This is a genomic window from Pseudoalteromonas luteoviolacea H33-S (genome assembly GCF_001625695.1).
GTDB lineage: Bacteria > Pseudomonadota > Gammaproteobacteria > Enterobacterales > Alteromonadaceae > Pseudoalteromonas > Pseudoalteromonas luteoviolacea_B.
This window is the reverse complement of record NZ_AUXY01000133.1, coordinates 39,212-64,519: the sequence shown is the minus strand read 5'-3', so window position 1 is coordinate 64,519 and position 25,308 is coordinate 39,212. Positions and strand designations below refer to the sequence as shown.

The 25,308-nt window shown below is 39.1% G+C and carries 22 protein-coding genes; 2 read left to right on the top strand and 20 right to left on the bottom strand.

All coding sequences use genetic code 11. The features are described from left to right. Positions 1 to 173: 173 nt before the first annotated feature. From N477_RS24180 to N477_RS24170, 3 genes are all read right to left on the bottom strand, one after another. Positions 174 to 2,141: a pyridoxal phosphate-dependent decarboxylase family protein gene (locus tag N477_RS24180; RefSeq protein WP_063364089.1), complete on the bottom strand. Its 1,968-nt coding sequence runs from the start codon at positions 2,139 to 2,141 to the stop codon at positions 174 to 176. A 304-nt stretch (positions 2,142 to 2,445) separates the two neighbouring features. After that, positions 2,446 to 2,850 carry a VOC family protein gene (locus N477_RS24175; protein ID WP_063364090.1) on the bottom strand — a complete coding sequence of 135 codons (405 nt, stop codon included), beginning with the start codon at positions 2,848 to 2,850 and terminating at the stop codon, positions 2,446 to 2,448. A 224-nt stretch (positions 2,851 to 3,074) separates the two neighbouring features. After that, the gene (locus N477_RS24170; protein WP_063364091.1) at positions 3,075 to 3,635 is read right to left on the bottom strand and encodes a GNAT family N-acetyltransferase; all 561 of its coding nucleotides are present in this window, start codon (positions 3,633 to 3,635) and stop codon (positions 3,075 to 3,077) included. Positions 3,636 to 3,924: 289 nt separating this feature from the next. On the opposite strand from N477_RS24170, the gene N477_RS24165 reads away from it, so the two are divergent. After that, positions 3,925 to 5,127, top strand: a complete 1,203-nt coding sequence (locus tag N477_RS24165) for an endonuclease/exonuclease/phosphatase family protein (RefSeq protein WP_063364092.1) — start codon at positions 3,925 to 3,927, stop codon at positions 5,125 to 5,127. Between the two features lie 28 nt (positions 5,128 to 5,155). Here N477_RS24165 and N477_RS24160 read toward each other — a convergent pair whose 3' ends face one another. The 6 genes from N477_RS24160 to N477_RS24135 all read right to left on the bottom strand — a co-directional run bounded on the left by N477_RS24160 (position 5,156) and on the right by N477_RS24135 (position 10,317). Then, positions 5,156 to 5,803: an alkylmercury lyase family protein gene (locus tag N477_RS24160; protein ID WP_231098168.1), complete on the bottom strand. Its 648-nt coding sequence runs from the start codon at positions 5,801 to 5,803 to the stop codon at positions 5,156 to 5,158. Positions 5,804 to 5,922: 119 nt separating this feature from the next. Then, entirely contained in the window at positions 5,923 to 7,017 is a 1,095-nt protein-coding gene (locus N477_RS24155) for a serine hydrolase domain-containing protein (protein ID WP_063364094.1), read from the bottom strand. Positions 7,018 to 7,163: 146 nt separating this feature from the next. Then, a complete protein-coding gene (locus N477_RS24150) occupies positions 7,164 to 7,673 on the bottom strand; it encodes a ClbS/DfsB family four-helix bundle protein (protein WP_063364095.1) in 510 nt (169 codons plus the stop codon). Between the two features lie 83 nt (positions 7,674 to 7,756). After that, positions 7,757 to 8,101, bottom strand: a complete 345-nt coding sequence (locus N477_RS24145) for a hypothetical protein (RefSeq protein ID WP_063364096.1) — start codon at positions 8,099 to 8,101, stop codon at positions 7,757 to 7,759. A 24-nt stretch (positions 8,102 to 8,125) separates the two neighbouring features. Next, positions 8,126 to 8,569, bottom strand: a complete 444-nt coding sequence (locus N477_RS24140) for a hypothetical protein (RefSeq protein ID WP_063364097.1) — start codon at positions 8,567 to 8,569, stop codon at positions 8,126 to 8,128. A gap of 191 nt (positions 8,570 to 8,760) precedes the next feature. Then, positions 8,761 to 10,317 carry a hypothetical protein gene (locus N477_RS24135; RefSeq protein WP_063364098.1) on the bottom strand — a complete coding sequence of 519 codons (1,557 nt, stop codon included), beginning with the start codon at positions 10,315 to 10,317 and terminating at the stop codon, positions 8,761 to 8,763. A 199-nt stretch (positions 10,318 to 10,516) separates the two neighbouring features. On the opposite strand from N477_RS24135, the gene N477_RS24130 reads away from it, so the two are divergent. Next, positions 10,517 to 12,613, top strand: a complete 2,097-nt coding sequence (locus tag N477_RS24130) for a winged helix-turn-helix domain-containing protein (RefSeq protein WP_063364099.1) — start codon at positions 10,517 to 10,519, stop codon at positions 12,611 to 12,613. A gap of 291 nt (positions 12,614 to 12,904) precedes the next feature. On the opposite strand, the gene N477_RS24125 is transcribed toward N477_RS24130, so the two are convergent. The 11 genes from N477_RS24125 to N477_RS24075 form a co-directional block, all read right to left on the bottom strand. Beyond that, the gene (locus N477_RS24125; RefSeq protein ID WP_063364100.1) at positions 12,905 to 13,186 is read right to left on the bottom strand and encodes a hypothetical protein; all 282 of its coding nucleotides are present in this window, start codon (positions 13,184 to 13,186) and stop codon (positions 12,905 to 12,907) included. 536 nt (positions 13,187 to 13,722) lie between these two features. Continuing rightward, positions 13,723 to 14,292 carry a hypothetical protein gene (locus N477_RS24120; protein ID WP_063364101.1) on the bottom strand — a complete coding sequence of 190 codons (570 nt, stop codon included), beginning with the start codon at positions 14,290 to 14,292 and terminating at the stop codon, positions 13,723 to 13,725. Between the two features lie 136 nt (positions 14,293 to 14,428). Beyond that, a complete protein-coding gene (locus N477_RS24115; protein WP_063364102.1) occupies positions 14,429 to 16,903 on the bottom strand; it encodes a toll/interleukin-1 receptor domain-containing protein in 2,475 nt (824 codons plus the stop codon). Between the two features lie 982 nt (positions 16,904 to 17,885). Further along, the gene (locus tag N477_RS24110) at positions 17,886 to 19,778 is read right to left on the bottom strand and encodes an alpha/beta hydrolase family protein (protein WP_063364103.1); all 1,893 of its coding nucleotides are present in this window, start codon (positions 19,776 to 19,778) and stop codon (positions 17,886 to 17,888) included. A 275-nt stretch (positions 19,779 to 20,053) separates the two neighbouring features. Further along, positions 20,054 to 20,881: a MerR family transcriptional regulator gene (locus N477_RS24105; RefSeq protein ID WP_063364104.1), complete on the bottom strand. Its 828-nt coding sequence runs from the start codon at positions 20,879 to 20,881 to the stop codon at positions 20,054 to 20,056. 186 nt (positions 20,882 to 21,067) lie between these two features. Continuing rightward, positions 21,068 to 22,426, bottom strand: coding sequence for an alpha/beta fold hydrolase (locus N477_RS24100; RefSeq protein WP_063364105.1), 1,359 nt, complete (start codon positions 22,424 to 22,426; stop codon positions 21,068 to 21,070). Positions 22,427 to 22,657: 231 nt separating this feature from the next. Next, positions 22,658 to 22,852: a hypothetical protein gene (locus N477_RS24095; RefSeq protein ID WP_063364106.1), complete on the bottom strand. Its 195-nt coding sequence runs from the start codon at positions 22,850 to 22,852 to the stop codon at positions 22,658 to 22,660. A gap of 27 nt (positions 22,853 to 22,879) precedes the next feature. Continuing rightward, complete coding sequence (locus N477_RS24090; protein ID WP_063364107.1) at positions 22,880 to 23,107, bottom strand: hypothetical protein; 228 nt, start codon at positions 23,105 to 23,107, stop codon at positions 22,880 to 22,882. A gap of 136 nt (positions 23,108 to 23,243) precedes the next feature. Then, positions 23,244 to 23,576 carry a DUF2809 domain-containing protein gene (locus N477_RS26535; RefSeq protein ID WP_269200128.1) on the bottom strand — a complete coding sequence of 111 codons (333 nt, stop codon included), beginning with the start codon at positions 23,574 to 23,576 and terminating at the stop codon, positions 23,244 to 23,246. A gap of 187 nt (positions 23,577 to 23,763) precedes the next feature. Next, the gene (locus N477_RS24080; RefSeq protein WP_063364109.1) at positions 23,764 to 24,636 is read right to left on the bottom strand and encodes an alpha/beta fold hydrolase; all 873 of its coding nucleotides are present in this window, start codon (positions 24,634 to 24,636) and stop codon (positions 23,764 to 23,766) included. Between the two features lie 183 nt (positions 24,637 to 24,819). Then, a complete protein-coding gene (locus N477_RS24075; protein WP_063364110.1) occupies positions 24,820 to 25,185 on the bottom strand; it encodes a hypothetical protein in 366 nt (121 codons plus the stop codon). Positions 25,186 to 25,308: the final 123 nt, after the last annotated feature.

Genomic DNA, 25,308 nt, shown 5'->3' with positions numbered 1-25,308 from the left:
TAATGAGCCTGGTAATACAATCCGCTTTTTATTTCAGTACAAAAAAACAACCTCAAGCAAAAAGCAGATAATCCAGTCGACTGAATTAACTTGAGATATTCACCTTTTAATCTGCCAAGCTCAGCCCAGACATCATTGTCAGGCCAAAGCTCAGCATCTTTTATAGGCCGAATTTATTGCTCTACTACCTTCAAAATGATTTCCTCAAGGTAGTTAAGATACATATCCATATAAGTAACGCCATTTTTATCATCTGATAACCATGGGTTCATCAAAGTATGTCGTAAGACAAACAGTGCGTTATCTTGATACTCAACCTGTTCAACATCTCTCACAAACGAGTGCGGATCAAGACCAAGCTTAATACATAAATTATGTGCTACTTTATCATTGATGTTTTTTCTAAAAATAGAAGTATAAGAGCCAATAAACTCCTTACTAAACATTGGCGTCGACTTCTCAATTTTAATGTGCTCAAACACTTTTCGAGTAAAGTCATTTAACACTCGAGTACTGGTGTTACCCGCGGGGTTAATGGCCAAGCAAATCAGGTTTGTGTCAGGCTCTATGGGGGCAATCAAGGTCGCTTTGCCTGCCAGTTTTTCACTCAATGCTGCAATCTTATGGTAAAACACTTCTGTGGTGCGAATTGTGCTCGCTGGTAATTTTCCGAAATGCTCAGCATTGAGTGGTAAAACATTTTGTGCCACATAACTTGCTGCTGCGGCTGCTCCCGGCTTTGAGCCTTCCATAATATACTGACCTAACTGATTTAATTTAGGCTCAGGCTCAACAAATCGGTTCTTTTTATCAAATACATAGGCAGCTTCTTGCACCACAAAGCCACACATATTTTTGTTTCTGGCGATAAATGCACCGCTACCAAAGGGCATATAACCTAGCTTATGTGGGTCAACCGTAATGGAGTCAGTTTCGCATAGCGCGGCAAATGCATTGTAGACTTTGACAGATGGGAAGTATTCAAACCCAGCTTTAACCGCTTCATGTTCGCGCATTCGATTGTCTTCATCTCTAAATACAGACGACAAGTAGCCACCCCATGCGGCATCCACGTGAATATAGTAATTCAATCCCTCATCTCGGATCATTTCGTCACGCAAAGATACAATGTCAGCGATAGGATCAACGGTTCCAAACTCGGTAGTCCCCAAAACGCCAATCACCGCAAGGACAGTACGGTTTTCAGATTTTGCTTTTAGCAGTAACTGTTTAAGTGCCGTCGGATCTAAACGCATTTTTTCATCAGTAGGAACTTGCCATAGGTTTTTACTGCCTATACCCAAAATCTTCATGGCTTTTATCCATGAATAATGAGCAGTGGCTGGCACAAACACCACGGGCTGTTTTAAATCTTTATGCTGGTCAAAAAAGTCAATATGGCCTTGGTGTTCAATACGCTGCTCTCTGAGTAACTCGATAAGTTCATCATACTTCTCATCACCCATGGCTTTGAGCTTATTTAAGCAATTGACACGAATTTGCACTACTTCGTCAATCGAGAGATTCATTAACTCCCAAGTAGACATGCTTTGCAGTGAACGCCCTTGCCCATCCACAAAGTCAATATCTGCCAGCTCACCACAGCGCTTTACCGCCAATGGGTAGTACTTCACGGAGCGAAACATCCATAAGCTCTGATAGTTCGCCACCGTACCACCTGAGGTTAAATGCCCCCAAGCGACTGCGCCTTTGTCTGCGTCCAAGTTGTAGCCAAACATTTGCGCTAGTTTGTTACCCACTTCCAACTCCATTTTAACGGTGACTGGCGCAGCTTCTTCTGTAACATTGTTAGGGTTATACAGCGCTGTAATAAATTGCGCCAGCATTCCCGGTAGCAGCAAATCAGATGCCATATGCCCAATATAACGTGGGTTTGAAAACGGCACAGATTGCTTTAAATCCGCACTTAGCTTATGCAGTTCTTGCTTGGTTTTGGCCATGGTTTCTAGGTAATGGGAAGATTGTTTTTCAATAATAGAGACTGGCGGTAAATCTTCTGGATGAAAACTACGTCGCCAATAAACGTGGTCCCGAAAGAACTCTAAAAAGATATCTTCAAACTCGTGGTTATTTTCACCATAAGAGCCAAGAAAGTAAGGAGAGAATAGGCGTATATCCATGTTAGTTTACTCAGTCTGTATATTTAAACAATCATTCACCATGCCATCGCATTAATGCGCTCACATGCTGCTATCCTGTGCACTGTATATCGCTCGTTTTCCCGTATAGTTAGGGCAAAGCAATATATGAACGCATCAAGAATACGTTTCATAGACTCAGTAATTAATAAAAAATTTAATTGAAGTGTGTTTATTAAACAATGAATTGAGGTAAAACAAACTTAAATACAAATAATGCGCTATTTTTTGGTATATGCCTATATTCGATGACCAGCTTAACGAAGCTCCTTCTTCGAGCCAGCAGCTATTTTTTTGGTTCTAATAAATCCCATTTATTGCCATATAAATCTTCAAAAACGACAACAGTTGCGTACTGTTCAACTCTTGGCTCTTCATGAAACACCACGCCATTGTCTTTCATAAAATGATAATCACGCCAAAAGTCATTAGTTTGTAAGAACAAAAACACCCGTCCGCCACTTTGATTACCGATCGCCTGACTTTGCTCATCATTGCTTGCTTTTGCCAACAGCAAATTAGTGCCATTTGAATTTGGTGGTGCAACTTGAACCCAACGCTTACCAGCACCTAAATCAGTGTCTTCAACTAGGGTAAACTGTAGTTTTTTTGTGTAGAACTCGATGGCATCATCATAACTTTCAACGACAAGGGCGATGTTACCAATTTGCTGCTGTATTGACTGGGTCATACTCTTATCCACGATAAAAAACCCAGTTTATACTAGAAATTACGCAAGCAATAAAGTCGCTCAAGATAAGACGCGTAACATCTATCGGAACAGATTAATAAGCAATATGTGTGCTAAGTGCATATTTAACACAGGATAAGACTTTGCTTAAATAAAAACATCCCACACTCACCTTGGCGATTTAGATGTGACGTTTTTAACTCAATATGACTAATTAAGCCCTGTTAATCAATATGCGCCTGATGCGCTAACCACTCCTCTTGCGCCATCCAATAACAGATATGATTAACTCTATGGTCGTATAAAAACTCAGCGTCAGGCTTAAACTCTTTATTCACAAAACCTAATCGAAGCGCAATGTCTTGGCTTTTGTAATTGTGCTCTGCAATAGAAAGGGAGACCTTATTAAGCGCTAAGGTTTCAAATGCATGATCAATTAAGTAGCTCACAGATTGGGTTGCAATACCCTGCCCTTGATACTTTTTAGCAAGCCAATAACCAATTGATGCACATCTATTTCTTTTATCTATGGGATGATATCCGCACATGCCAACCAAGGTATGATTTAAATATATCCCGCCCATCAAACCAAGTTCATCATGTAATTGCTTTTGAGTTGTTTTAATGAATGCTTCAGAGTCTTGAACTGACTGGGTAAAATCAAGCCAAGGTAGCCACTGTTTTAGGTGCTGCCTGTTGTCATCAACGAGTGTAAATAACGTTGGGGCATCCGACAAAGACAATAACTTCAAACAAATTTCATCATTTACTTCTAGTTTTACCAAGGCCTTACTCCTAAGTGTAAAATACTACAACAGGTGTTTTTGTGAGTTTGACTGTGCACCTTCGCTCAGTTAACTATATTTTTGTAAAACGCAGTTTTTAGGCTAATTACAAATTCTTTTGTAACTTTAAGTACCCATAACAAAAACTATCAGCATATTCATTGTTTGTGAAGTATCTACATAATTATTCTCAAAAAATATAAAAACCAAATAATTAACATACTTTTAAACCCTCTTTGAACAACAAACAGGTAGACTATCGTCAATTGCATTTTGTATTAGGTTAATAATGAAACCATCACTAGTATCTATCGCCTTAGCTGCTACTTTGCTAGGCACAGGCTGTCAACAAACATCAACTCAAACAACTGACGCAGCCACTGTTAACGACACCACGATACGTGTTGCTACGTTTAACGTAAGTATGGAAGCAACTAACTATCAAGCTGACAAAGCGTTAGATGTTTCTGGTAATGTATTAACTAAGGCCTTAAAAAGCGGTGAAATAAAGCAAATCAATAATATTGCCGAGATCATTCAACGCACACGCCCAGACATTATCCTTTTAAATGAATTTGACTATATTGCCGACCCAGAGCAAGGTATAAACTTATTTAAAAGTAAATACTTAGAGGTGTCTCAAAATGGTTTTGAACCAATTTCTTATCCTCATGTATATTTAGCACCTGTCAATACGGGCGTTAAAACACCTTTGACTGGCAAAGACAGCAAACTCACTCATTATGGTTTTGGCAAATATCCGGGCCAATACGGCATGGTGCTACTATCAAAGTTCCCAATAGACGCTGATCAAGTGCGTACTTTTCAAAACTTTCTATGGAAAGATATGCCAAACAACATGATGCCAACCACCAAAGATGGTAAGAGCTGGTATGCACAATCTGAGCGTGACATCATGCGACTTTCTTCAAAGTCTCATTGGGATATTCCAGTTCAGATCTGCAACCAGCAACTAAACGTACTTGCTAGCCACCCCACGCCACCTGTTTTTGATGGGCCTGAGGACAGAAATGGTAAAAGAAACCATGATGAACTAAGGCTATGGAAAGACTATATTTCTGCAACTGGTCACAGCTACATTTACGATGACGCAGGTGTGAAAGGCGGTTTCAGCGGTTCATCTTTTGTGATTGTCGGTGATTTAAATGCCAGTGACGTCGATGGTGATGGGCACCCTAATGCCATCAAGCAGATCCTCACACACAGTCGAGTAAACAACTTAGCCACGCCTAAATCAGAAGGTGGAAGATTAAACAAACCGCAAAATGCAAATGCAGTAGCACATACTGCACATTGGGGAATGCGTGCTGATTACGTGCTGCCATCTAGTGATTTAAATGTCATTAATGGTGGTGTATTTTGGCCAGCACAACACGAGTCCGGTGCTGAATTAGTGGCGAATAGAGCTGCTTCTTCGGATCACAGATTAGTGTGGGTTGATATTCTCCTGCCAAATACTTGTGTAAAATAATTGCTCACGAGCAGGCTAATTGGCCTGCTCAAAACCGGCCTTTTTCCACTGGCAATTTCCAAATAGAATGAGTGAGTCCAAAGCGCTCAAATATCTCTGTCGCTTCTTGCACAGTCCATTTTACCCAATCAGGACTCAAGTGTCGCCCGTACCAAGCTTTTGAAAACGCCCAAACCTGCTCAATTGGCTGAACATCGCCCTTATGCATGTTGTGTCTTTCACACCATGCATCAATGTCAGATTCAGACTCAAACATCAGCATAGTACTGCAAGTGTAAATTACGTTATCCCACGCTTTTTTCATGGGAATAGGAAAATGAACATACAAATGCTTGTTCGCTATTTTTCCATTTGTGATTTCAATCACAACCTGTTTTGACTCGCTACCTAGTGTAGTTGTTATGGTCAAGTCTCGATCAAGTAGTGCAGCTGCCCCCAAAGCACACCAAGCGCAATTTCCCCACCAGCCCATATCACCAGACTTAATCCAAAAATTAGTTGGCGCAGCAGAAAACGGATGCATCACCCAAATTTCATTCGATATTGGGTGCAAAACAACACCATGCTCCGCTTGTAATAACTTTAGTGCCTTAATAATACAATCTTTATTGAGTTCAAATAAAACGCTCAACTCGTCTATACTCGGCGCTTTTGCATGCTCAACAAAATACTTCATTATCTCATAGTGTAGTCGTGAGTGAGTTATTACCATTGAAATCTCATCGTTTAAATCGTGTAGAGATAACTTAATTGCCATACCTCAGTATGGCAAAACAGCCACATCTCACAGCGGTTTTAATAAATATCGCTAAATTGCGTTTCAAATCCAGAGTAAACGAGCGCTTTAAGCTTGGTAAACTTAATATCCTTAGTGTAATTGCTCATCAAAATCAGTAGCTCATCTGTTTTCATATTTCTGATAATAAAAGCGTTTGAGCCAAGTACATCATTTGAGTGAGAGACTATTTCAGGGCGGTGCTCATCAATAACCCAACCAAAACCATAATATTCGGTTGAACCATCATTGAGTATAGCTGGAGAAAATGCCTCATTTAACAACGAAGGCGGCAGTAATTTATTACTGTTTAGGCCTTGATGCCACTTTAAAAGATCGACCGCAGTTGAATACACAGCACCGCCGCCTGTCACGCCTTTAACTTGGACCTGGTCATTTTGTTTGCTGCCTGACAGCCCGTAGACTCTATTTTTAAACTCAGCGTTCTTTGATAACGCCGTGAATATACGTGTGTTATGCATATTGAGTGGTGTGAAAATATGCTGCTTAGCAAACTCTTCTAAAGACTGTTCAGATACACTCTCAACGATATGCGCCAGCATCACATAATCAGTATTGCTAACGTTATACTGACTACCGGGAATAAACGCCAAATTTGGCGTAAATTGGATAAACAGCGACACTATATCTTTATTTGTAAATAGCTGCTTTGGGATGGGTTTATCTATCAATTCCTCATAGCTCACGATACCCGAAGTATGTGTTAGCAAATGCCTCGCTGTTACTTCTGGGTAAGGGAAATGAGGTAAGTACGCCTGAATCGGTTTATCGTAATCTAACTTACCTTGGTACCTAAGTATCATAATGGCCATTGCAGTAAATTGCTTTGACAATAAACCCAAGTTAAAAGCTGAACTTTCGGTTATTAATTGGTTAGATTGAGGATGGATCTGCCCTACAACTTTGTGAAATAGCACTTGCCCTTTACGGGCAAATAAAACGCTACCACTAAACTCTCCCTCTTTGCCCAGCATATCTATTTGCTGAGTGAGCGCCCTGGCTTTTAAAGACTCATCTAAGGTTGAAAACTTAGCAACAGATGTAAAGCTGCATAAAATTAATATAATGTATAAAAAAACCGCGTTTGTTTTCATAACGTTATCCTTGTTATTCTAACTAACATCTCATTCGGTAAACTAACTTATACCCGAGCTAATTGTTTACTGTGCCGGTCAGATTTACTGTACTAATTAGTTAAATCTACACAGGTTTTGTCACATGCTCATTTTAATATATCCTGTTAGCAATATTGGCGCTTAAACCGGCGTATTTTTGTGCGTGTACTCATCATTGGCGAAGCCGTATTTAATTGGACCATACGCCCTAGCGTCCACTTTTCATACCAAGGTACTTCATACAATTCATGGTTATTTGAGTTTAAGATCAGTGTTCGAATATCTGTGACACACACCTCGAGCTCAGCAAGCAAATCTTCATATTGCCAATGAGCATATGTTTGATGAAAATGCTCTGCCAATAACCCTAATTGATTCCATTTAAATCCGCGTTCAGGGAAGTCCACTGGCTGCGCTTGTTGCTTTAAGTAATGCCACTTTAAAACAAGCTTCCCCCACCCCAACAAATAAGCCAAGGTATCGCATACGCTCACAACGGAACCTTTAATATTCCCTTGTACACCTAATACTCGAGACTTACTGGCAGATATCGAGCGATAATCTGCCATTAATTTAGGGAAAATCGTATCAATGGCAGACAACAGCTCTTCTTTATTTGAAGCAATTCTAGTCATCGCATTTCCTTGCTGTTGTTTTCTAAATGAAGTGGGTAAGCTACAACGCCAAACGACATTGTAACAACCCCCAGAATTCACTCTCACTTTGCTGTTTTTACCGTACTAACCGACACCCAGCCAATTTCTTCTAAACCTCTTTTCACCCGATACCACGCATTTAACACAAAGAGCACTGTCAGGTTTTCACCAACCGAGGTGTTTAGCTCATTATTATCATAATCCTGTGTAAGTACCCCCTCACTTGCTACAGAACTCTTTCTAATGTACTGAGTTGGCGCCCACCCTTGTTGGCCTGACTGCGTTTTAATGAAAGCCCAATTTGGAAATTCATCATCCATATTGCCAAGCGTTATTTGCTCACCTTGGTTTAAAAAAAAGGGTTCTGGAAACTCTGAGACATGCGCCTCGACAACAACTACTTTCATATCTAACTCATTCATCTAAAACTTTTATATTGAACTTCTAGCTGCTTGAGCAGATTCACTCTCTGAAGATGGGTCTTTGTCTGCAACTTGCTCATAACCTTTACCAGCAACTGGAGGGGTGTTAATCAAATTTACTGTCGCAATATGTTCAATTCGAAAGACCAGCTCTCCTGAGGTCTCTTTGTTGTCATAGTCATGAATTAAATCGTCATCCCCCCAATACTTAACCTTCGACATTAAAATAAACCCAGAGCCAATTTCATTGTTTGAAATAGACTCGTAAAGAGGTTTAGATACTTCCCCATAGTAATAATAAGACTCTATCTCACCGCCTTCTTCTGGGACATTAAACTGCGCAAAAACCCAAACCCGCTCAGCATCGTTCAACTTTTTAAGCGCAGAAAACTCATCTAACGGACTACAGCCAAGTATTGCTAACATTAATAAAGTTAAAAATATAAACTTCATCTGACCTCCAAGTCGATTTTATAAAAACGCTTCCTGAACTTATTATACAAACCGAATTAAGAAAATAACTAGGCAAATATTAATTATTTAATGTGTAATTTATAGTTATTCTTATTTTGAAATATTAGTTCATAATAATGAGCAATGAGCAATGAGCAATGAGCAATGAGCAATGAGCAATGAGCAATGAGCTAACGAACATAAAGGCGTTTTATTAACACACTATCTTCTGGACAACTTAAGTTCACTAGTGCTTTAAATTCATCTTTCGAGAGCACTCGGCCATGGTGAGACGACACAAAATGTTCAGCCTGAATACCAAGCTCGTTAAGCCTCTCGTTTAAAACCTGCGCCCGATAATATACATCTCGACTTGGCCAGCTATTAGGTGAATGGAATCCCGTCTCCAAGCTACTGCCAAACATATCTTCCGCAAATACAACCTTTTGCTTTGGTAAATACACAACGAGGTTATGATCAGCATGGCTGCTTGGGACATCAAAAACCTGTACCTGGTTATTGGCTAGCATCATACCGTCGTGTAGAAACGCACTATTTTTTGGTGTTAAAGGCTGTTCTAGGCTCGCTTCTACCGCCTTTTGATGTTCCGCCATCAAAAGTATTTTAGCGCCATGTGTACTGACTTCATTTAACCCCATTAAATGGTCGTCATGGTGGTGTGTCACAATAAATTGAGACACTGGCTTATGAGTGCCCAGATGCTGATCCAACTTGTTTAACCTTTGCTGCCATGTGAATGTATCATTAGGCATTTGCCATGAGCCTGCCGAGATATAGGAAGTGCCAATATCAACAAATAAAGTAAAGCCCCACCCTTGACCGACTAAAAATACGCCCTTAGCAACTTCATTTACGCTCTCCTGTGCAAATTCTAAAAACGTGTCGTTGTCGCTAAGTTTGTAGCCATCAGGTTTTAACACTAAGGGGAAAGTTGGAGTACTCTGTGTGACAACGCGCTCTGTCACATGCAAGGTGGGTTTATGCTCTTGACTTACAATAGTTTGACTCGCCCATGTAAGCCCCTGATTATTGTGTGTATGGCCTAAAAAGTCATAACGCGTCATTTTTCCTTTTTCTTTCGTTGTCAAGCGCGACAACAGACCAGAAGCTGAACCAATATAAGCTGTTTTACGCACTTGATTAATCGTCCAATTAAGTACCGTATGAACGTCCCCTTGAATATAGGTAACCCCACCACTGCTCACATCCGCACGGTTGTCACTGAGCTCCTTAATAATTAGCGTGTCTACACTCTGCTCCATATTAAAAGCCACAGAGTCCCAACTCATTCTGGTGCTGGGCTGATACGTTTGCATGCAATGATCTACCTTCATCCCTTTGCCATTTAGATAACGTCTATCAAGCGTAACTAATGAATGATAACCATAATTACCAATTAAGTTCTCATCACTGCGTTTAAACGATTTACTCTTGGCAGCAAAGTTAATTTCAAGTTGTTGCTTATACCGATGTAACACCAGACTATGCGAGCCCTCTTCAACATGACCACTTTGTCCTTGCATATAACGATATAGCGACTCCTCCACCTTTAATTGTTTGAGTTTTGAAATTGTGTCTATACCGTAAACTTCAGCAGCGCGCGTAATTGCCTCAATAGCAGCTTCATCAGCGTAAGCAGAACCACTTTGAAGCACCACGAGTGCACAAAATAAAGCTCGACAGTCATGTGCCTTTGACCACGTTTTTCGTATGAAATAGATACGCATAATATTTCCCTTCATATGTAATGACTTTTGCGCCATTACTGTGCTTTAAAGCCCGAAAAGCACAACAAAGGCACACTGAGGAATTCATGATGAATAGATGATATCTATAATTTACAATAGGTTATATAATATTTTGATACTCGACAGCCTCTAATTAACTGCATATACTCGAGCATACTTCGAGCCGTAAAATAAGATTATGTCCCCAACGCAGCGTTTTTATATTCAAGAACATCTCATAGACTTATCTCGTTCTGAAATCTCTTATGCAGAGCAAAGTACCAAGGTAGAACCCAAAATTTTACAGGTACTGCTTTTACTCGCACAAAACGCGCCTGAAGTGGTTAGCCACCAACAAATCATGGATGAGGTTTGGAAAGGCAGTGAGGTTGTCCCTAATGCCTTACAGCGGTGTATTGCACGGCTAAGAAAAGTACTTGGGGATGACGCTAGGTCGCCACATATCATTGCGACACATCCCAAAATAGGCTATCGGCTCATGGTAGATGTGCAATGGCTACCAGAAAACAAACCCAAATTCGCCGCCATGCAAAGTTCACTGAGTCTCAAACAGGCTCTATATTTTGGGTTGCCGTGCGTTTTGATTATTATGCTTGGCTTACTGACAGGGTGGCATACGCAACCCGAACCTTTGAAAGTGAACTCTTTAAAACAGCTCACTTATACAGATGCCTTTGAGAGTGAAGTAACCTATAGTCCCAATGGACAATACATCGTATTTAATCGCCATACGCACTCATGCCAAAGCCATATCTGGGCTAAAAACCTACAAACAGGTATTGAAAAACAGCTAAGTGTAGAGCCCGGCTTTTACCGCGATACACGTTTTACACCGGATGGGCGTAACATACTTTATACAAAGCAACGCCATTGTGATCAAAGCAAAACCACGCAACACGAACCGTTACAGGCTAACTGCTGGCAAATCAATATGCTGAATTTTGCTACCGCCTTGAATACGCCTCAAGTTGCGACTGTGCCCTATCAGTGCCAAGCCAACTCGATAACACGACCCGTAGCACTGCCAAACCACCAATATGCGTTTTTAAGCCGCCAAGGTAACACACAGACCTTAATTAAGTTCAATGCACTAGCACAACACACTGGCACCCTATTTAACTTGGTAGGTCATTCTGTTTATACATATGACTATGACCCAATACATGCACAGTATGCAGTGCTTTCCTTTAATCAAGAAAACCAGCATATACTGAGCATACTCAATAAGCGCGGCGAACTCTTGCAACAAAGCGAAATAGACACAAGCAATCAACAGCTGCAAGTAAGCCAGTTTTCTATCCGTTTTTCGGATCATGGCAATGCATTGTTGGCAGTCTCACATGGTAAGCTTTATCACTTAACACTGGATGGCAAAGTGACTGCGTATCAAACTGCACTCAATGATATTGTGAGTGCGCAATCTCACCCTTTGACTTCCAAGATCATCGCCATCAAAGGCAATAAAGATACGGATATCGCACTCATCCCTTTCAGTGGTGATCTAGACGTCAAAACAGAGCGCGTAATGAATCAAAGCGTACAACCATATCCAAGCTTTGCACGCTCTAAAAGCCGAGAAAAGTATGCCCGATTTCAACCAAATGGTGAGCTGATTGCCTTTATCTCTGCTCGCAGTGGACAAGATCAGATATGGCTTTGGGACGGCGTACAAGAAAAGCAACTGACACACTTTTCGCAGCACAGCAAAATTGAGCAGTTTAGCTGGTCTCCAGATGGTCAAAACCTGGCTGTCATTCATCAAACCCAGCTCAACATGGTTAATTTAAATGGAGAAACTCACATCATTGAAGCGCCAGCACCACTAGTGGAAGTACTAAACTGGCACCCTCAATCAGGGGTTTTTGTCACGGCATCACACCCCTCTGCCCATACACTTTGGCAACTGGACCTAGACAAGCAAATTTTTACAGCCCACTCAGTTGACGATGTTCAGTCAGTCTGGCTCAGTGACCATGCACTCTATATCAGTGACTTTGATGGGCAGGTTTTTAAGCGAATGCTTAACTCTGAGAGCACTGAATACCAGCGAATGCCGACACTGAATGGCCACAGCTTAGTGTTATACAAACAACACTTTTATAGCTATGACATAAAATCAGGTTACTTAACCCAATACGACTTAAACGGGGAATTTATTAAAAAATTAAAGCCTCTTAAACCCTTTGCTTGGAAAATATCAGATATAAAAGGTAACTATGTGTTGCTAGACCAACTTATCGAGCTGAATCAAGATGTGGTAGAACTCAGCTTATAATTTTGTGTTATTTTTTGAGTTATTGAGGGTACTCCACTTCAAAAAGCGCTTGCTTTATGTGGTATGAGCATTGTTTTTTGTTGGCTCAGTGCTGTGCAAGATCATTGATGAGCAATCGCGGTTTTATGGGGAGGATAAATTTATAAATATGTGCCTATAAATATGTGCCTGTCCCATTAGATTCCTTTTTCTATTCAACTTAACTTTAAACTGGATATTTAAACAGTAGTAACATTGCACGATTAAAGCAAAAAATTTATGCCTGTCCTATTTCAGTTCATTTGTTAGGTGTTAATTAACAACCAGCAAAAAAGAAATTATACCTAAAATAATTACACCCATGCTGGCTGCACAACACCAGAGAATTTTGAAACCTATAAACCTAATTCTTTGCCCTGATTTAGAAAAATGTTCAGGAGCTAACGTTAAAGGCCACATATTAGCTTCAATTGATAGCTCTCTTTCTGGTGCAGATGGTAAAATATACTTGTAAAGGAGCTGAGGAAGAACAATTATTGTTAAGCAAAATACAAATGCTAATGAACCTAAAAGATAAAAAATGATTGTATCCATTACACCAAACCTTCATTAACAACTAACACTTTTAACTACGACAAGCATCGCATAACAACAACGATTCAGATACGTACTTTATCGACCCATAGCATAACAATAACTTAGGCAAATGTAACCAAAACAGAAACTATCAAAGTACTTCAATTGTCACATAGCATTCATCGACATTTACTAAAAGCCTATTTACTGTATGGCAGTGGCTTGTGATTGATTAAAGCATTTAGATTACGAGTACAGCTTAAGTGGCAAACTTATCAAAAAATAAAAAACTCTCAAGCCCTTCACATAGAAAATGTCAGATATCAAAGATGAGCATATATTGTTAGTTCAGCTCATAAAGCTGAATCAAGATGCGGTGGAACTCTACTTATAATTTTTGTCTTATTTTTATGACTGATTGAGAGGACGATCCACTACCAAAAGCACCCGCTTGCAGTTTCATACGCATTACTTTTTGTTGGCTCCGTTTAGTGCAAGAACATTGATGAACCATAATGGCTTTCAGCTGAGACTAAATTTGTGTCTGTCCTTTTTCAGTTCTCAACAGATGCTAACCATTGTCCTTTGTGTTTAAACGAACCCAAATTAACAAAAAGCTCACCCTTGAACGGCTTTTGCTCATAGAGCCACCATTTTTGAGGTTCAGTGTTACCATGTTTTTGAATTTTAGGTGGACTACCTAATTCTACACCTAGTTTTTCCCTTAGATCAGTTTCAATTTTCATATAGTTTTGTAATGCAAAATTTTTATCATTCTCTGGCCCAAGAATGATGTATCTTGAATAGGATAGCAATTCGAACTTATACCCAGATGGTATTTCGGTTCGATACCAATTGAAAGCTATAGCTTTTGTGTCTAGAGGATTTAAAACACTAAATCTAGAATCTATCGAATACTCATGAGGTATTACGGTTACACCATATGATTTACGTGGTTTTAGGAGAGCAGGAGTATACTTTTTGAAGTTTGCTTTTTGTTCCTGTTTCGATTCACCACATCGAATATCATCAAAACTTAAAATTACTCCTCTTAGATCAGAATTAATTGCATGTGCGGAGGCAGCATTAAAAAATAGAGCAGCGAACATAAGTTTATTTTTCATCTTTTATTTCCTTATAGTTGAAGATGAATCCAATTCATCAAGATGCCTAACGCTTCAATCAGAGGCAATAAAATAGCTGGCTAAACTTAGCGACGAAGGAGTAAAGCCAGCTATTTTTTACCTTTGAATTGACTTGTTAGGTTCTATTCCGTTTAGCAAACTCACAAATCATTCGAGTAGTTCTCTGACGACTTTCTTCTGGGTATCTATTTATATCATCTCTAATTAGAGAAAGTGCAGCACCTTCATCACCTTTTAGAGCTGCACTTAATGCTCTATATCGATTTAAAGACCGTTGAGATATATGATTATTTTTACTTATTCGCAATAACTCTTCGAGAGCCGATTCAAACTCTCCTAAATTATTAAATTTTAAGGCTATATCACATGCAGCAAGTAGCGGATAGTGATTATCAGGATATATAGCAATACAGTCTTTTATTTTATCAAAGGCAGTAACCTCTGAATCATTAATCTTAGCTTCAAAGATTGCTTCGGCGATATTCGACATTTCAATTGATTGCTCAGATCCAATAGACCTTAAGTTATGAATCAACTCTTTTAGTAATACACTATTCTTTTTGGCCTCATCAGTGTTAATCAAGCAATTGAAATAGGCTTGGGTATGAAATTGGTTACTACGGTTGTCTTCATAATTTTTCTTTGCGTAATCAAGTGCCTTATCATACTCTTCCATTTGTACATATACTTGTACTATCTCCCTTTTACATCTTGCTGCAACATATCTGCTGTTTTCAATTTTCTGTAATCTCTCAAGTGCATCCTTATAACGACCTTGCAATCTATAATAAAATCCAAGTAAAAAGTGATGTTCATCGCCTTTTATTAACTGCACTTCTTTCAATAGCCTTGAATTCTTTGTTTTTGCTAAAGCCAAGCATAAATAGTACCTAATATCCTGCAAGGCAGAGTCATCGATATTATTCTCCTTCTCAAGAATTAAATCTGCTAGCTCAATAATCCTTTGTAAACTTCCTCGGTTATAATAAAGATCCTTCATACACCTTAGATAATGTGATGGAATTAAGAATTTATCATTAATATTAGTGCCTTCTTTCAAAGCCTCTTTAATGGAAAAAATAAACTCAGATGAGTCCAATTCAAATAGATCATCTCTTTCAATCGTGGTCTTTACTCGCTCTGTGATTCGTTCTGAAAGTTCTGGGCTAAAAGTTAATCTATTTCTTGCAATGTAATCTCTTACAACATCGTTTAATCGAACAATATCTCCATCTAGTCCGATCAATTCGACTATATGCTCCGCTGCGAGTTCCTCGATTACAGGATAGAATTTTTCTTCACTCACTATTGAAAACAGAAAATCCATAGTAATAACTTCAAACTTTGAAAGCATTCGGATAAAATCTAAAGTTGATTCGTTGTTTTCATATTTATTCAATAAGGTCGCAGCTCTTTCAGAGTTATAATCAGCTAAAATTGCCAATTTATCATGAAAGCTTGTTTGGTTATCTTCTCTTAACATATCAGCTGCAAATGTAACCTGTTCTGGTAGCCCTGATAGTAAATTACAAATATCGTTAAACTGCTCAAGTGATAATTCAAACTTATATAACCCTGCTAGCTGACTAAAAAAACGCTTCCTCTCGACAGTACTTAACTCAGTTATTTCGAGAAAGAAGAAACTGTCATTTTTCGGCCTAGCGGGAAATGCTACTTTATATTTTGATGCGATGCAGAAGATAGGATAAGCAGTTTTATTATAAGTAGCTATCGCCTTTGCAAACCAGCTATTAAGCTCCCTTTTGTAGTTAACAAGGCAACCATCATCGATGAAGTAGATTAATTCTTTAGAATTATAAGCTGCGTTCATGACCTGATGAATATATTCAATCTTTTCATCGACAGTTTTATCACTCAATGCTTCAAGTGAGTCGCCAAAATCAATCAAACCAAAATCGTTTAGCTTTAATATGAAATCTTCAATTGATACATTTCGATCTAAGAATATTGCGGAAGGTTTGTGAGAACATTCCGAGATATTAGTCTTTAAACACCCTTTGTGAATAAGGCTTCTTCGGCCAACACCGTTAAAACCAGAGCAAATTAAAACAGTCGGCTTTTCTTTAGAAAAATCATGTATTCTCTCTTCAAAAGAATCTAATTCATTTAGCCGGCCAACAAAATAGTTTTCTCTTATTTTTAGCTCTGGATGTTTTGTCCAACTTACTTCTCTTAATTTATTGTGAATTCTTCTGGCAGCAACATTTGCTCTTTTGATAGGTTTTAAATTGTAATTATCTCTTAACCATTCAGGTATTCTTGAATCTGTATACTGTATTTTATCGTCAATAATAATAGGAAATATTTTGTTTATCTGATTACTGTCCAGCCTAATCTTAGCTTCAGTTATTTCTTTTATTACCCATTCAGAATTTAGTGCATTATCTGATAAGAAAAGTACAAAAATTTCCGACTTATCTAAGCCATCAATTATTTGATCTAAAGGCCTCTCACCTTCTTCAAAAGTATATTCGTCATAAATAATCTCATCTTTATCCAACCAATTGGCTACATTACGAACATAGTGTTCTTTATCCTGACTTGAATGAGACAAAAATGCTTTAATCACGAAATATCCTTACTTTGTTTAATATGAAATGCTAGTTGTAACACTTAAGAACCTAACATTTTTATCTACGACAAATGTCGCATAACAACAGCGTAATGTCTGTTGCATAACAACAGCGATTCAAATACGCACTTTATTACTATCAACCATAACAACAACTTAAACAGATGTCACCAAATTAGCAATGATTAAAATACGTCACTTGTCGTATAACAGTGATATTTGACAAATACTGAGCGATGTATATCTGTACATATAAATAAATCAAAATAGAACTTACTACTCAATCGCCATTTTTATCTATGCTTCAAGCGCATATGACTACGCAGATATATGCCAAAAGTAACATTCCATGTTATCTCTATTGGATAACCGTCTTTATCTGATTTCGTAATCTAATGCACTCTAAAACACTTGGTGAAGAGGTGGTAGCTCAGTTTTTAGTTACTCACCAATCGACAAAAAGAGGCTAATAACACACAGCCCTCATCAATAAATACAAACTTCTCAAGCCCTTCGCTTGGAAAATATCAGACATAAAAATAAGTATGTGTTGTTAGATCAGGTTTTCTAATTGAATCAAGATGTACTAGAACTAAGCTTATAATTTTGTATATTCTTTTTACGTGTTACTGAAGGCTTTCCATCTCCCAAAGCACTTGCACTCCTGTTGCATACGCATTGTTTTTTGTCGGCGCAGCCCATTGCAAGGTAGTTGACGGGCCATTAAGGCTTTCGGGTGAAGTTAATCTCAGTTTAATGCGCTCATCTAATCAATTTGCCAAGCCAACAAAGGGAAGCCTAACACCCGCAATTTGATTGAGTCCGCTTCGCATTTATAGTCCTTTAATTAACCTAGTAACTCCCATGATAATACTCGACTTTATCGCTTCAAAACCATTATCAAAGCAATTAAAAATGCCTGAGCACAGGTTTGTACTCAGGCATTAAAACGTTTAATACAAACTAACTTGTTGCTAGTTTATAGTGTGTCTTCTAACCATTTGAAGAATTCACGTTGCCATACGATGCCGTTTTGCGGCGTCAGTACCCAGTGATTCTCTTCAGGGAAGTATAAGAAACGGCTCTCTAAACCACGTAATTTTGCAGCTTGGAACGCCTGAATACCTTGGCCTAATGGTACACGGTAGTCTTTGCCACCATGGATCACAAACATAGGTGCATCCCACTTATCTACATAATTAATTGGGTTGAACTCATTATATGTTTGGTTGATAGAGGCATTGCCTTGCTCCCAATATGGGCCACCAAATTCATGGTTTACGAAGAATAGCTCTTCCGTTGTGCCGTACATACTGCGTAAATCGAAGATACCACAATGTGAGATGAAGGTTTTAAAGCGACCATCATGGTTGCCCGCTAAATAAAATGCAGAGTAACCGCCAAAGCTTGCACCGATTGCACCAATGCGCTTTTTATCAACGTAAGATGCTTTTGACACATCATCGATGGCATCAAGGTAGTCTTGCATCGCCTTACCACCCCAATCTTGGGTAATGTCTTCATTCCACTTAACACCATGACCTGGCATTCCGCGGCGATTTGGTGCTACAACGATATACCCTTGTGATGCCATTACTTGGAAGTTCCAGCGGAACGAATAAAACTGCGAAAGTGCAGACTGAGGGCCGCCTTGTAGATAAAGTAATGTTGGGTACTTTTTACTTTCATCAAAATTAGGTGGATAAATCACCCAAGTTAGCATTTCCTGACCGTCTTTTGTCGTCACCATACGCTTTTTAACGGTTGGTAAGTCAAGGCCTGCATAAAATGCGTCATTGACTTTAGTCAGTGCTGTTAGGTTTTTCTTACGCAGGTCAAAACGGAAAATTTCTGATGCGCGGTTCATGCTGCTACGTGTCACAACTAAGTGCTTATCCATTGCCGCAACAATCCCATTCACATCAAACTGGCCTTTCGTTAGCTGTTTGATCTTTGGCTTAGTACTGACTGATACTTGGAATAATTGGATTGTGCCATCGGTTGGCGCAACAAAGTAAATGCGCTTGCCATCAGGGCTCCATTTGAAGCTATTTACCGTGCCATCCCAATGCTCAGTCAAATTAACTTCTTTGTTTTTGATGCGCACTATGATGTCGTTTTTATCCGCTTCATACCCTGGCACGTCCATTTGAAGCCACGCTAGATTTCCTTTTGACGAAAACGCAGGGCTCTTATCATAACCTAGGTTGCTTTCAGTGATATTGGTTGTTTTTTTACTCGCTAGGTTATAACGATAAATGTCGGTGTTGGTACTGGTAACATATTCAGTACCCGTCAGCTTTTTACTCACATAGTAAATGTTCTCGCCTTTAGGGCCCCAAATGTAATCACTTGAGCCACCAAATGGAGAGGTTGGGCTTGAGTAAGGCTTACCTTCCATGATGTCGACTTTCTTTTCAGTCGCTAAATCTTGATAGAAAACATGCTTAAAGCCACCATCATTCCACGTATCCCAGTGGCGATAATTTAGATCATCGAACACATAAGCATTTGCTTGAGACAAGTCTTTATGTCTATGACTAGCTAAAACCGACTCAATATTCACCTTTTTATGAAATAGCTTTTTAGTACCATCAGGAGAGATGTTGCTATCGATTAACAGACCTTGATAGGCTTCTAATAGCTGTGCACTCCCGCCTTTAACAGGCACCTGATATACCTTGCTGGCAAAATCATTATTTGCCACGCTCGGGGTCGTTACGCTGTAAATTACATGGGTTTTATCTTTATTTAATCCCAGCGCAGTAACACGTTTAACTTCCCACAGTTTTTCAGGGGTCATCACATCTTGTGCTGACACACCTGCACTTACTGCAAGCCCTAAGCTTGCAGAAATAAGAATTCGCAACATAGCGAAATGCCTCCAAAAATAAAAACCCGTCTAGACTACATAAAACGGTCATAACTTAAAAGGAATCAAGGTGATTAACTGGTCACACCTATATTTTACCTGAGTTTGAAGTACTAAATTTATGAAATAGTATGAATTTAAACAAGAAATAAGGGCATAAGTGATAATGCCCTTAAGGGAAGGAATTTGCTTTGTTTGGTTTTGATTTGTCAATATATTTGGGTTGATGACACCATCACCGATTTTAAATACAAATTTGGGGATTAGCCCTCTGTTTAACTATTAACTAGCCCCAAATTTTTGAACTTGTCGATATTGCCTTTTAATGTGTTTTCAGCAAAGTGCAACATTGCTTTATGTAAATGGCTTGCCAGCCCTATACTGTAATGCTCATACATTTCTCGAGATATCGCATTTGTTACAATTGAGTCTGCATAGACTAAATACCCCTCATAACTTACTCCTTTGAATTCTGTATCGTCATCATGCGTCTTGTAGGTAAGCCGATTAGTGATGACATAGTGCTGTTCAACTAAGGCTTGCACCTCTTTACTATGAACTGGCAAGCTCAGTAATTGCTTATAATTTGAAACCCACACATCGAAATCATGTAATTCAAACTCAGCATCCTCACTACTCAAGTGCTGCAATGATAAATAATACTCATCTAAGGAACCATCTTCTGCGCTTTGGGCCATCATATCTTTCCAGCGCTCTACTTTTTCTAAGGGTAAATCTTTAAATAAGATATCTAAGTTGCTTTGACCATTTAATATACTCATTGAATTCTCCAAACTGTTGATAATTAACTGTGTTTTTTCTTGTCGTTTCAACAGCATACTTTTTTGGTCTTTTAGAACTTGCAATAAGTCAAAATCCGTTGCGTTTAAAATACTCTGTATTTCTTCAAGGGTAAATTCGAGCTCTTTGTACACAATAATTTGCTGCAACTTAATCAAGTGAGTCTGCGAATACTCACGATAACCGTTTGCTCCTCGGAGCGGATTTAACAAGCCAACTTTGTCATAATGGTGCAGCGTACGAACACTCACCCCAGCAAGCTGGCTCAATTGACTCACGCTATAACGTTTTGCTTTATTCAACTCTAAATCCTTTAGTTACTGCTGAAAGACAAGCCCATCGTTAACTATCACCTAACGTTAGGGTCAAGCATTTTGTAGAGTTTATTTTTATGAACGTAAATTTTTATAAAACTCAGTTCAAGCTTGAAGTTTAAAGTAAAGCACCGAACACTTTGATAAGTTGCTCGGTACATTTACTAGGCCTGTTTAAAGTTCACATATTTCAGAGACTTTATTTTTAGATACAAATTGTGACGCCAACTGAGTAAAACATTTAGGCGCGACCATAGGTAGAATATGCGCAGCATCCTTAACTGTAGCAAACTGAACATCACCCAGCTTTTCAAGGTGCTTTGAATGTAATTGAGCTGCTTCATAAGGTGTATTAGGGTCTAGCGTGCCCTGCACAATCAAGGTTCTCGGGAGCTGCTTTGGTAACTGCCCGAAGTATTTATCACGTGGGTATAATGGCGCAGGTACATCTACCAACAATCGAGGTAAGTGACTAGTAAATAGCGCACCTTCAGCCTCTTTACTCACTATTTCCTTGGTTAAATTAGTCCTGCTGTTATTTTCAGAACTTGTGATCAACATGGAAAGAGGTAAAGAAGGCACTGCTGTTGGGTATGCTGAAATGATATCGCCTTGTTTGTCTTTAAGTGATTGCAATATTTGCTTGAGAAGTGACGTATCGCCCGCAGTTAATTGCTTAATTAAATCTGGGATCTGGTTTCGTAAGTCATGATAGTTAAGCAATGAAGCCATGAAAAGGCGAATATCCCCTCCCTCAAGTACTGACTGCCACACTTTATTATCAGACTCTAGTAATGTTTCAAACTGCCTTTCTTGTTTATCTGTCAGTAGCTTACGCCCTACAGTATCAACAACTCTGGTACGATGGCTGATCTCCCATTCTGTATCACCTTCTTTTGGTACAAGCCCATCTAAAATAATACCGTCTAACTTTGGTGAAGCCACTTGCATCAAGCGTAACGTCAATTGCGTACCATAAGATACACCATAGACATATACTTCCTTATCAGAGCCGTACTTTTCGATTAAGCCTGCCAGATCCTTAGCAGCATGAGTAATTGTAAACGCCTGTGTTCTTGATGGATTAGCGTATAAAGAGCCTATGCAGGGCCCCCACTCTGTATTACCCAGTGCATAACCCGCTTCACTGCTTCCTGACTCCTGAGCTGGGCAAAGTCGACTAGACTCACCGGTGCCTCGATGATCCGGCACAACAATGTCATACCCTTTAAACGCTTCCCGAAATACAGACAAAAACGGAGTGAACCCTGCTCCTGCTTCACCTGGTCCACCATGTATAAGCCATACTTGTCCACGAGACTGTTTAGCATCTTTTGTTGGAAATTGACGAACAGCAAGCTCTATTTGGCCTTGATCTGGGTTTGTATAATCAAGTGGCACCTGTGTTTTGGCACATGTGGATGCTTCAAAACCTGATATATTAATTGCAACGTCACACGTCCCAAATGTAGTTGCTTGCACCGATAAAGAAAAAACACCCGCTGAAAATAGTGATAATATTTTTAGTTTCAATATGACTACTCCCTAGATAAACCTTCACATATTGTTTTGTTATTTATATCGAGAGCATTATTGCACGAACCGATTTATTAACCAAAAGCTAATCCATAAGCTATTGCTAATACAATTCATTGACAATGAGACATTTAAAATCAAAAGTTAATAGATAATGAAAAGAAACATAAATACAAGTGGAAGGTAATTAGGTGTCTATGAAAAATAATACGTAGCCAAATTATCTTTTCAAAGCTGCACGTGCACTATTGCACTAAAACCCAGCACAGTGATGACGGCCCCAACAAAATATAAAGGGGCTTTATAGCCGAGTGCCGCTTCACTCTTGATGAGCTTAGGAAACAATCTTCCACTGGTATAAAGTAAGATCGCAGCACCACTAAACAACAAGATCAAACCATCGATAGTACTCGAAAAATCCATAACGCCCTCCAATCGCATTTGAAATAATTACGGTAAATCCAAAATTTGATGCTTTGCACGGTGTATAGCTACGCCACCTGCAACACCAATAGCGACACCCGCACCAATAGGGATCCCAATATAAGCGAGTAAACCAAATGGTATCCCTATCGCCAACCCAATAATACATCCAATGCTGCTACCCACAGCTACGCCCTGTCCAATATAGTATGCCTGAGTATGTTTAGTTCGCTCATTACCCGATTGTGCACTCATGAGAAAATCCTTATTAAGTATTACTAATTGGCTACACTGTATTGTCACCATATTTAGTGCAATGGTGTCAACAAGGTTTAAAAACACAGCTTTAAATCAAAGTAACAAATAGATGTAGTAAATAGTGCGATGAATATTACATGAAATGAAGTTGATGCTTTTTCTTCTGGTTCAACAATGTATGTTTAATAAACACACCAAACCCAATACCAAGTGTATATGCTGCTAGATCGCTCACTTTAAAACCAAACCCAAACACCAAGGCGCCAAGTTTGGTATGCCTGATTGTGTTTAACCAGTCACCTTGATAAAGCTGAGAGAACTCAATCGAATAAGCAAACAATAATGCGATCATAGCTAACTGCATATTTGTAAACTTGGGCTTTAATGAACATATTAACCAGAACACCATTAGCGCCCACAAAAAATCCCCAAGGTAAAGATGGACCCACTGAGGAAAATCCACCATGCTCGATCTGGTTACAAGCCCAAGTGACATAGTTAATAGAGTTAAAGCTAAATAAAGCCCATGCAACTTAACTTTTTGCGCTGTTTTAAACTCCATTTTTTATTTAATCTCCTGATTTCTATACTGCTAATTCAGATTCAAGGACATGATTATACCACTATCAATTTCACAAGGCGTACCCTAAAAATCACGGTTCGGAGTGTTTAACTAACCAATCTAAACATATTTGCCAAAGCACCTCTGATCTGCGGCTGAAAAACTTCATATGGCCAATTTCTTTCAAACCAAACTCTTTGGGCTTTAAAGTTAAAGTTTCTGCTTTCATGTTAGGGCTCACAGACATCATATCCCGCACATTTTTATCATTTGCAATAAAATCATCCACGGCATTCACCCACAAAGCGGGAAGCGTCAGCTCTGAAAAGTAGTGCTTGTCTATGGTTTTACCAAATGCGGTTTTCACATAGCCTTTTCCATTACACCAAGTACGCCACTGTTTTGATACAGCTGAAGGCAACGGCTCTCCCATGCCAAACCATTGAGACTTTGTATGACCAAAAAGTAAATTAGAAAACGGAATAAACACGTTCATAAAAAAATGAGACTTAACTTGATCACGCAACTTCATGTTAAGTAACCGACCCGAAGAACTCGCAACATTAAACATTGAGTTAAGCTTCAGTGCGTTAGATGCCAAACCAATTAACTGTCCACCGGCACTGTGGCCAATTAAATGATAATTGGAGTCAGGAAATTCAGCTATCAGCGCTGCAATGGCGGCTTGTTGATCAAGCTGCCCCCAACTTTGTAATGTCGCGTCATGGTCACTGACATTACCTTGTAAAGATTGCCCAATTCCACGGTTATCATAAGTTAAAACGCCATAGCCATTGGCAGCCAAAAATTCTGCAAATGCGGTATAAAACTGTCGCTTTATCCCAGTAGCAGGGCCAATTAGAGTGGCTCCTCTCAATGTACCTTTGGGTAAAAACACAGTTGCGGAAAGTCGGTATTTATCCTCACAGTGCACTGTGATTTCTCGACATACAATATATGGCATAGTTGCAATAAATGATGGAATATATGCTTATAGCTTACAACTGGTATAACCAGTTAGCAAGCTACAAAACCCCGAACTAGAGTTTTAACTCTAAATTTGAGAAAGATAAAATACTAAAGTGTAAACAGGTCTGTTTTTGAAAGACTGACCATCTCTTGGGTAAGCATAAAAGTCCACTTTCGGTTAAACATGACGTGCGTGCTGCACACCATCCAACCGTTTACTCCAATTACCATTGTGCTCAGCGTCACATGCCTCTTCGGTATCAAATAAAATGCGCTTTGTGATACCTTTAATCTTGATGTTGTGTGCCGTTAACTTACGCTCAATCGCCGACTTAAACCCTGTACCTTTATTGTCGCCCACTGCCAAGTTTAAGCTCTCTTGATTATCAAAAATACAAACGACTGTTAAGCTGTCGGGAAAGTTTTGATAATTAACCACATGCGTTAACCACTCAAACCCTTTATACACTTTTAAAGCATCCTCACACGCTTCTGTCAAAGCAGCAACAATGGCCTTTTCTAATTTTTTATCTGATTTGCGCATAATCTTGGAGCAACCTCTCAACTACAGCCGAAGCATTAAGCACAATAGAGGCTAATTATCGAACTGATATAAAATAAACTGGCGACATCTTAGCGTCGTTTAATCTGAATGTTAAGTGCTGCC

Coding starts and splice junctions, on each gene's coding strand:
- N477_RS24180 (WP_063364089.1), bottom strand. CDS start 2,141: ATGGATATACGCCTATTCTCTCCTTACTTTCTTGGCTCTTATGGTGAA.
- N477_RS24175 (WP_063364090.1), bottom strand. CDS start 2,850: ATGACCCAGTCAATACAGCAGCAAATTGGTAACATCGCCCTTGTCGTT.
- N477_RS24165 (WP_063364092.1), top strand. CDS start 3,925: ATGAAACCATCACTAGTATCTATCGCCTTAGCTGCTACTTTGCTAGGC.
- N477_RS24160 (WP_231098168.1), bottom strand. CDS start 5,803: ATGAAGTATTTTGTTGAGCATGCAAAAGCGCCGAGTATAGACGAGTTG.
- N477_RS24155 (WP_063364094.1), bottom strand. CDS start 7,017: ATGAAAACAAACGCGGTTTTTTTATACATTATATTAATTTTATGCAGC.
- N477_RS24150 (WP_063364095.1), bottom strand. CDS start 7,673: ATGACTAGAATTGCTTCAAATAAAGAAGAGCTGTTGTCTGCCATTGAT.
- N477_RS24145 (WP_063364096.1), bottom strand. CDS start 8,101: ATGAAAGTAGTTGTTGTCGAGGCGCATGTCTCAGAGTTTCCAGAACCC.
- N477_RS24140 (WP_063364097.1), bottom strand. CDS start 8,569: ATGAAGTTTATATTTTTAACTTTATTAATGTTAGCAATACTTGGCTGT.
- N477_RS24135 (WP_063364098.1), bottom strand. CDS start 10,317: ATGCGTATCTATTTCATACGAAAAACGTGGTCAAAGGCACATGACTGT.
- N477_RS24130 (WP_063364099.1), top strand. CDS start 10,517: ATGTCCCCAACGCAGCGTTTTTATATTCAAGAACATCTCATAGACTTA.
- N477_RS24125 (WP_063364100.1), bottom strand. CDS start 13,186: ATGGATACAATCATTTTTTATCTTTTAGGTTCATTAGCATTTGTATTT.
- N477_RS24120 (WP_063364101.1), bottom strand. CDS start 14,292: ATGAAAAATAAACTTATGTTCGCTGCTCTATTTTTTAATGCTGCCTCC.
- N477_RS24110 (WP_063364103.1), bottom strand. CDS start 19,778: ATGTTGCGAATTCTTATTTCTGCAAGCTTAGGGCTTGCAGTAAGTGCA.
- N477_RS24095 (WP_063364106.1), bottom strand. CDS start 22,852: ATGGATTTTTCGAGTACTATCGATGGTTTGATCTTGTTGTTTAGTGGT.
- N477_RS24090 (WP_063364107.1), bottom strand. CDS start 23,107: ATGAGTGCACAATCGGGTAATGAGCGAACTAAACATACTCAGGCATAC.
- N477_RS26535 (WP_269200128.1), bottom strand. CDS start 23,576: ATGGTGGATTTTCCTCAGTGGGTCCATCTTTACCTTGGGGATTTTTTG.
- N477_RS24080 (WP_063364109.1), bottom strand. CDS start 24,636: ATGCCATATATTGTATGTCGAGAAATCACAGTGCACTGTGAGGATAAA.
- N477_RS24075 (WP_063364110.1), bottom strand. CDS start 25,185: ATGCGCAAATCAGATAAAAAATTAGAAAAGGCCATTGTTGCTGCTTTG.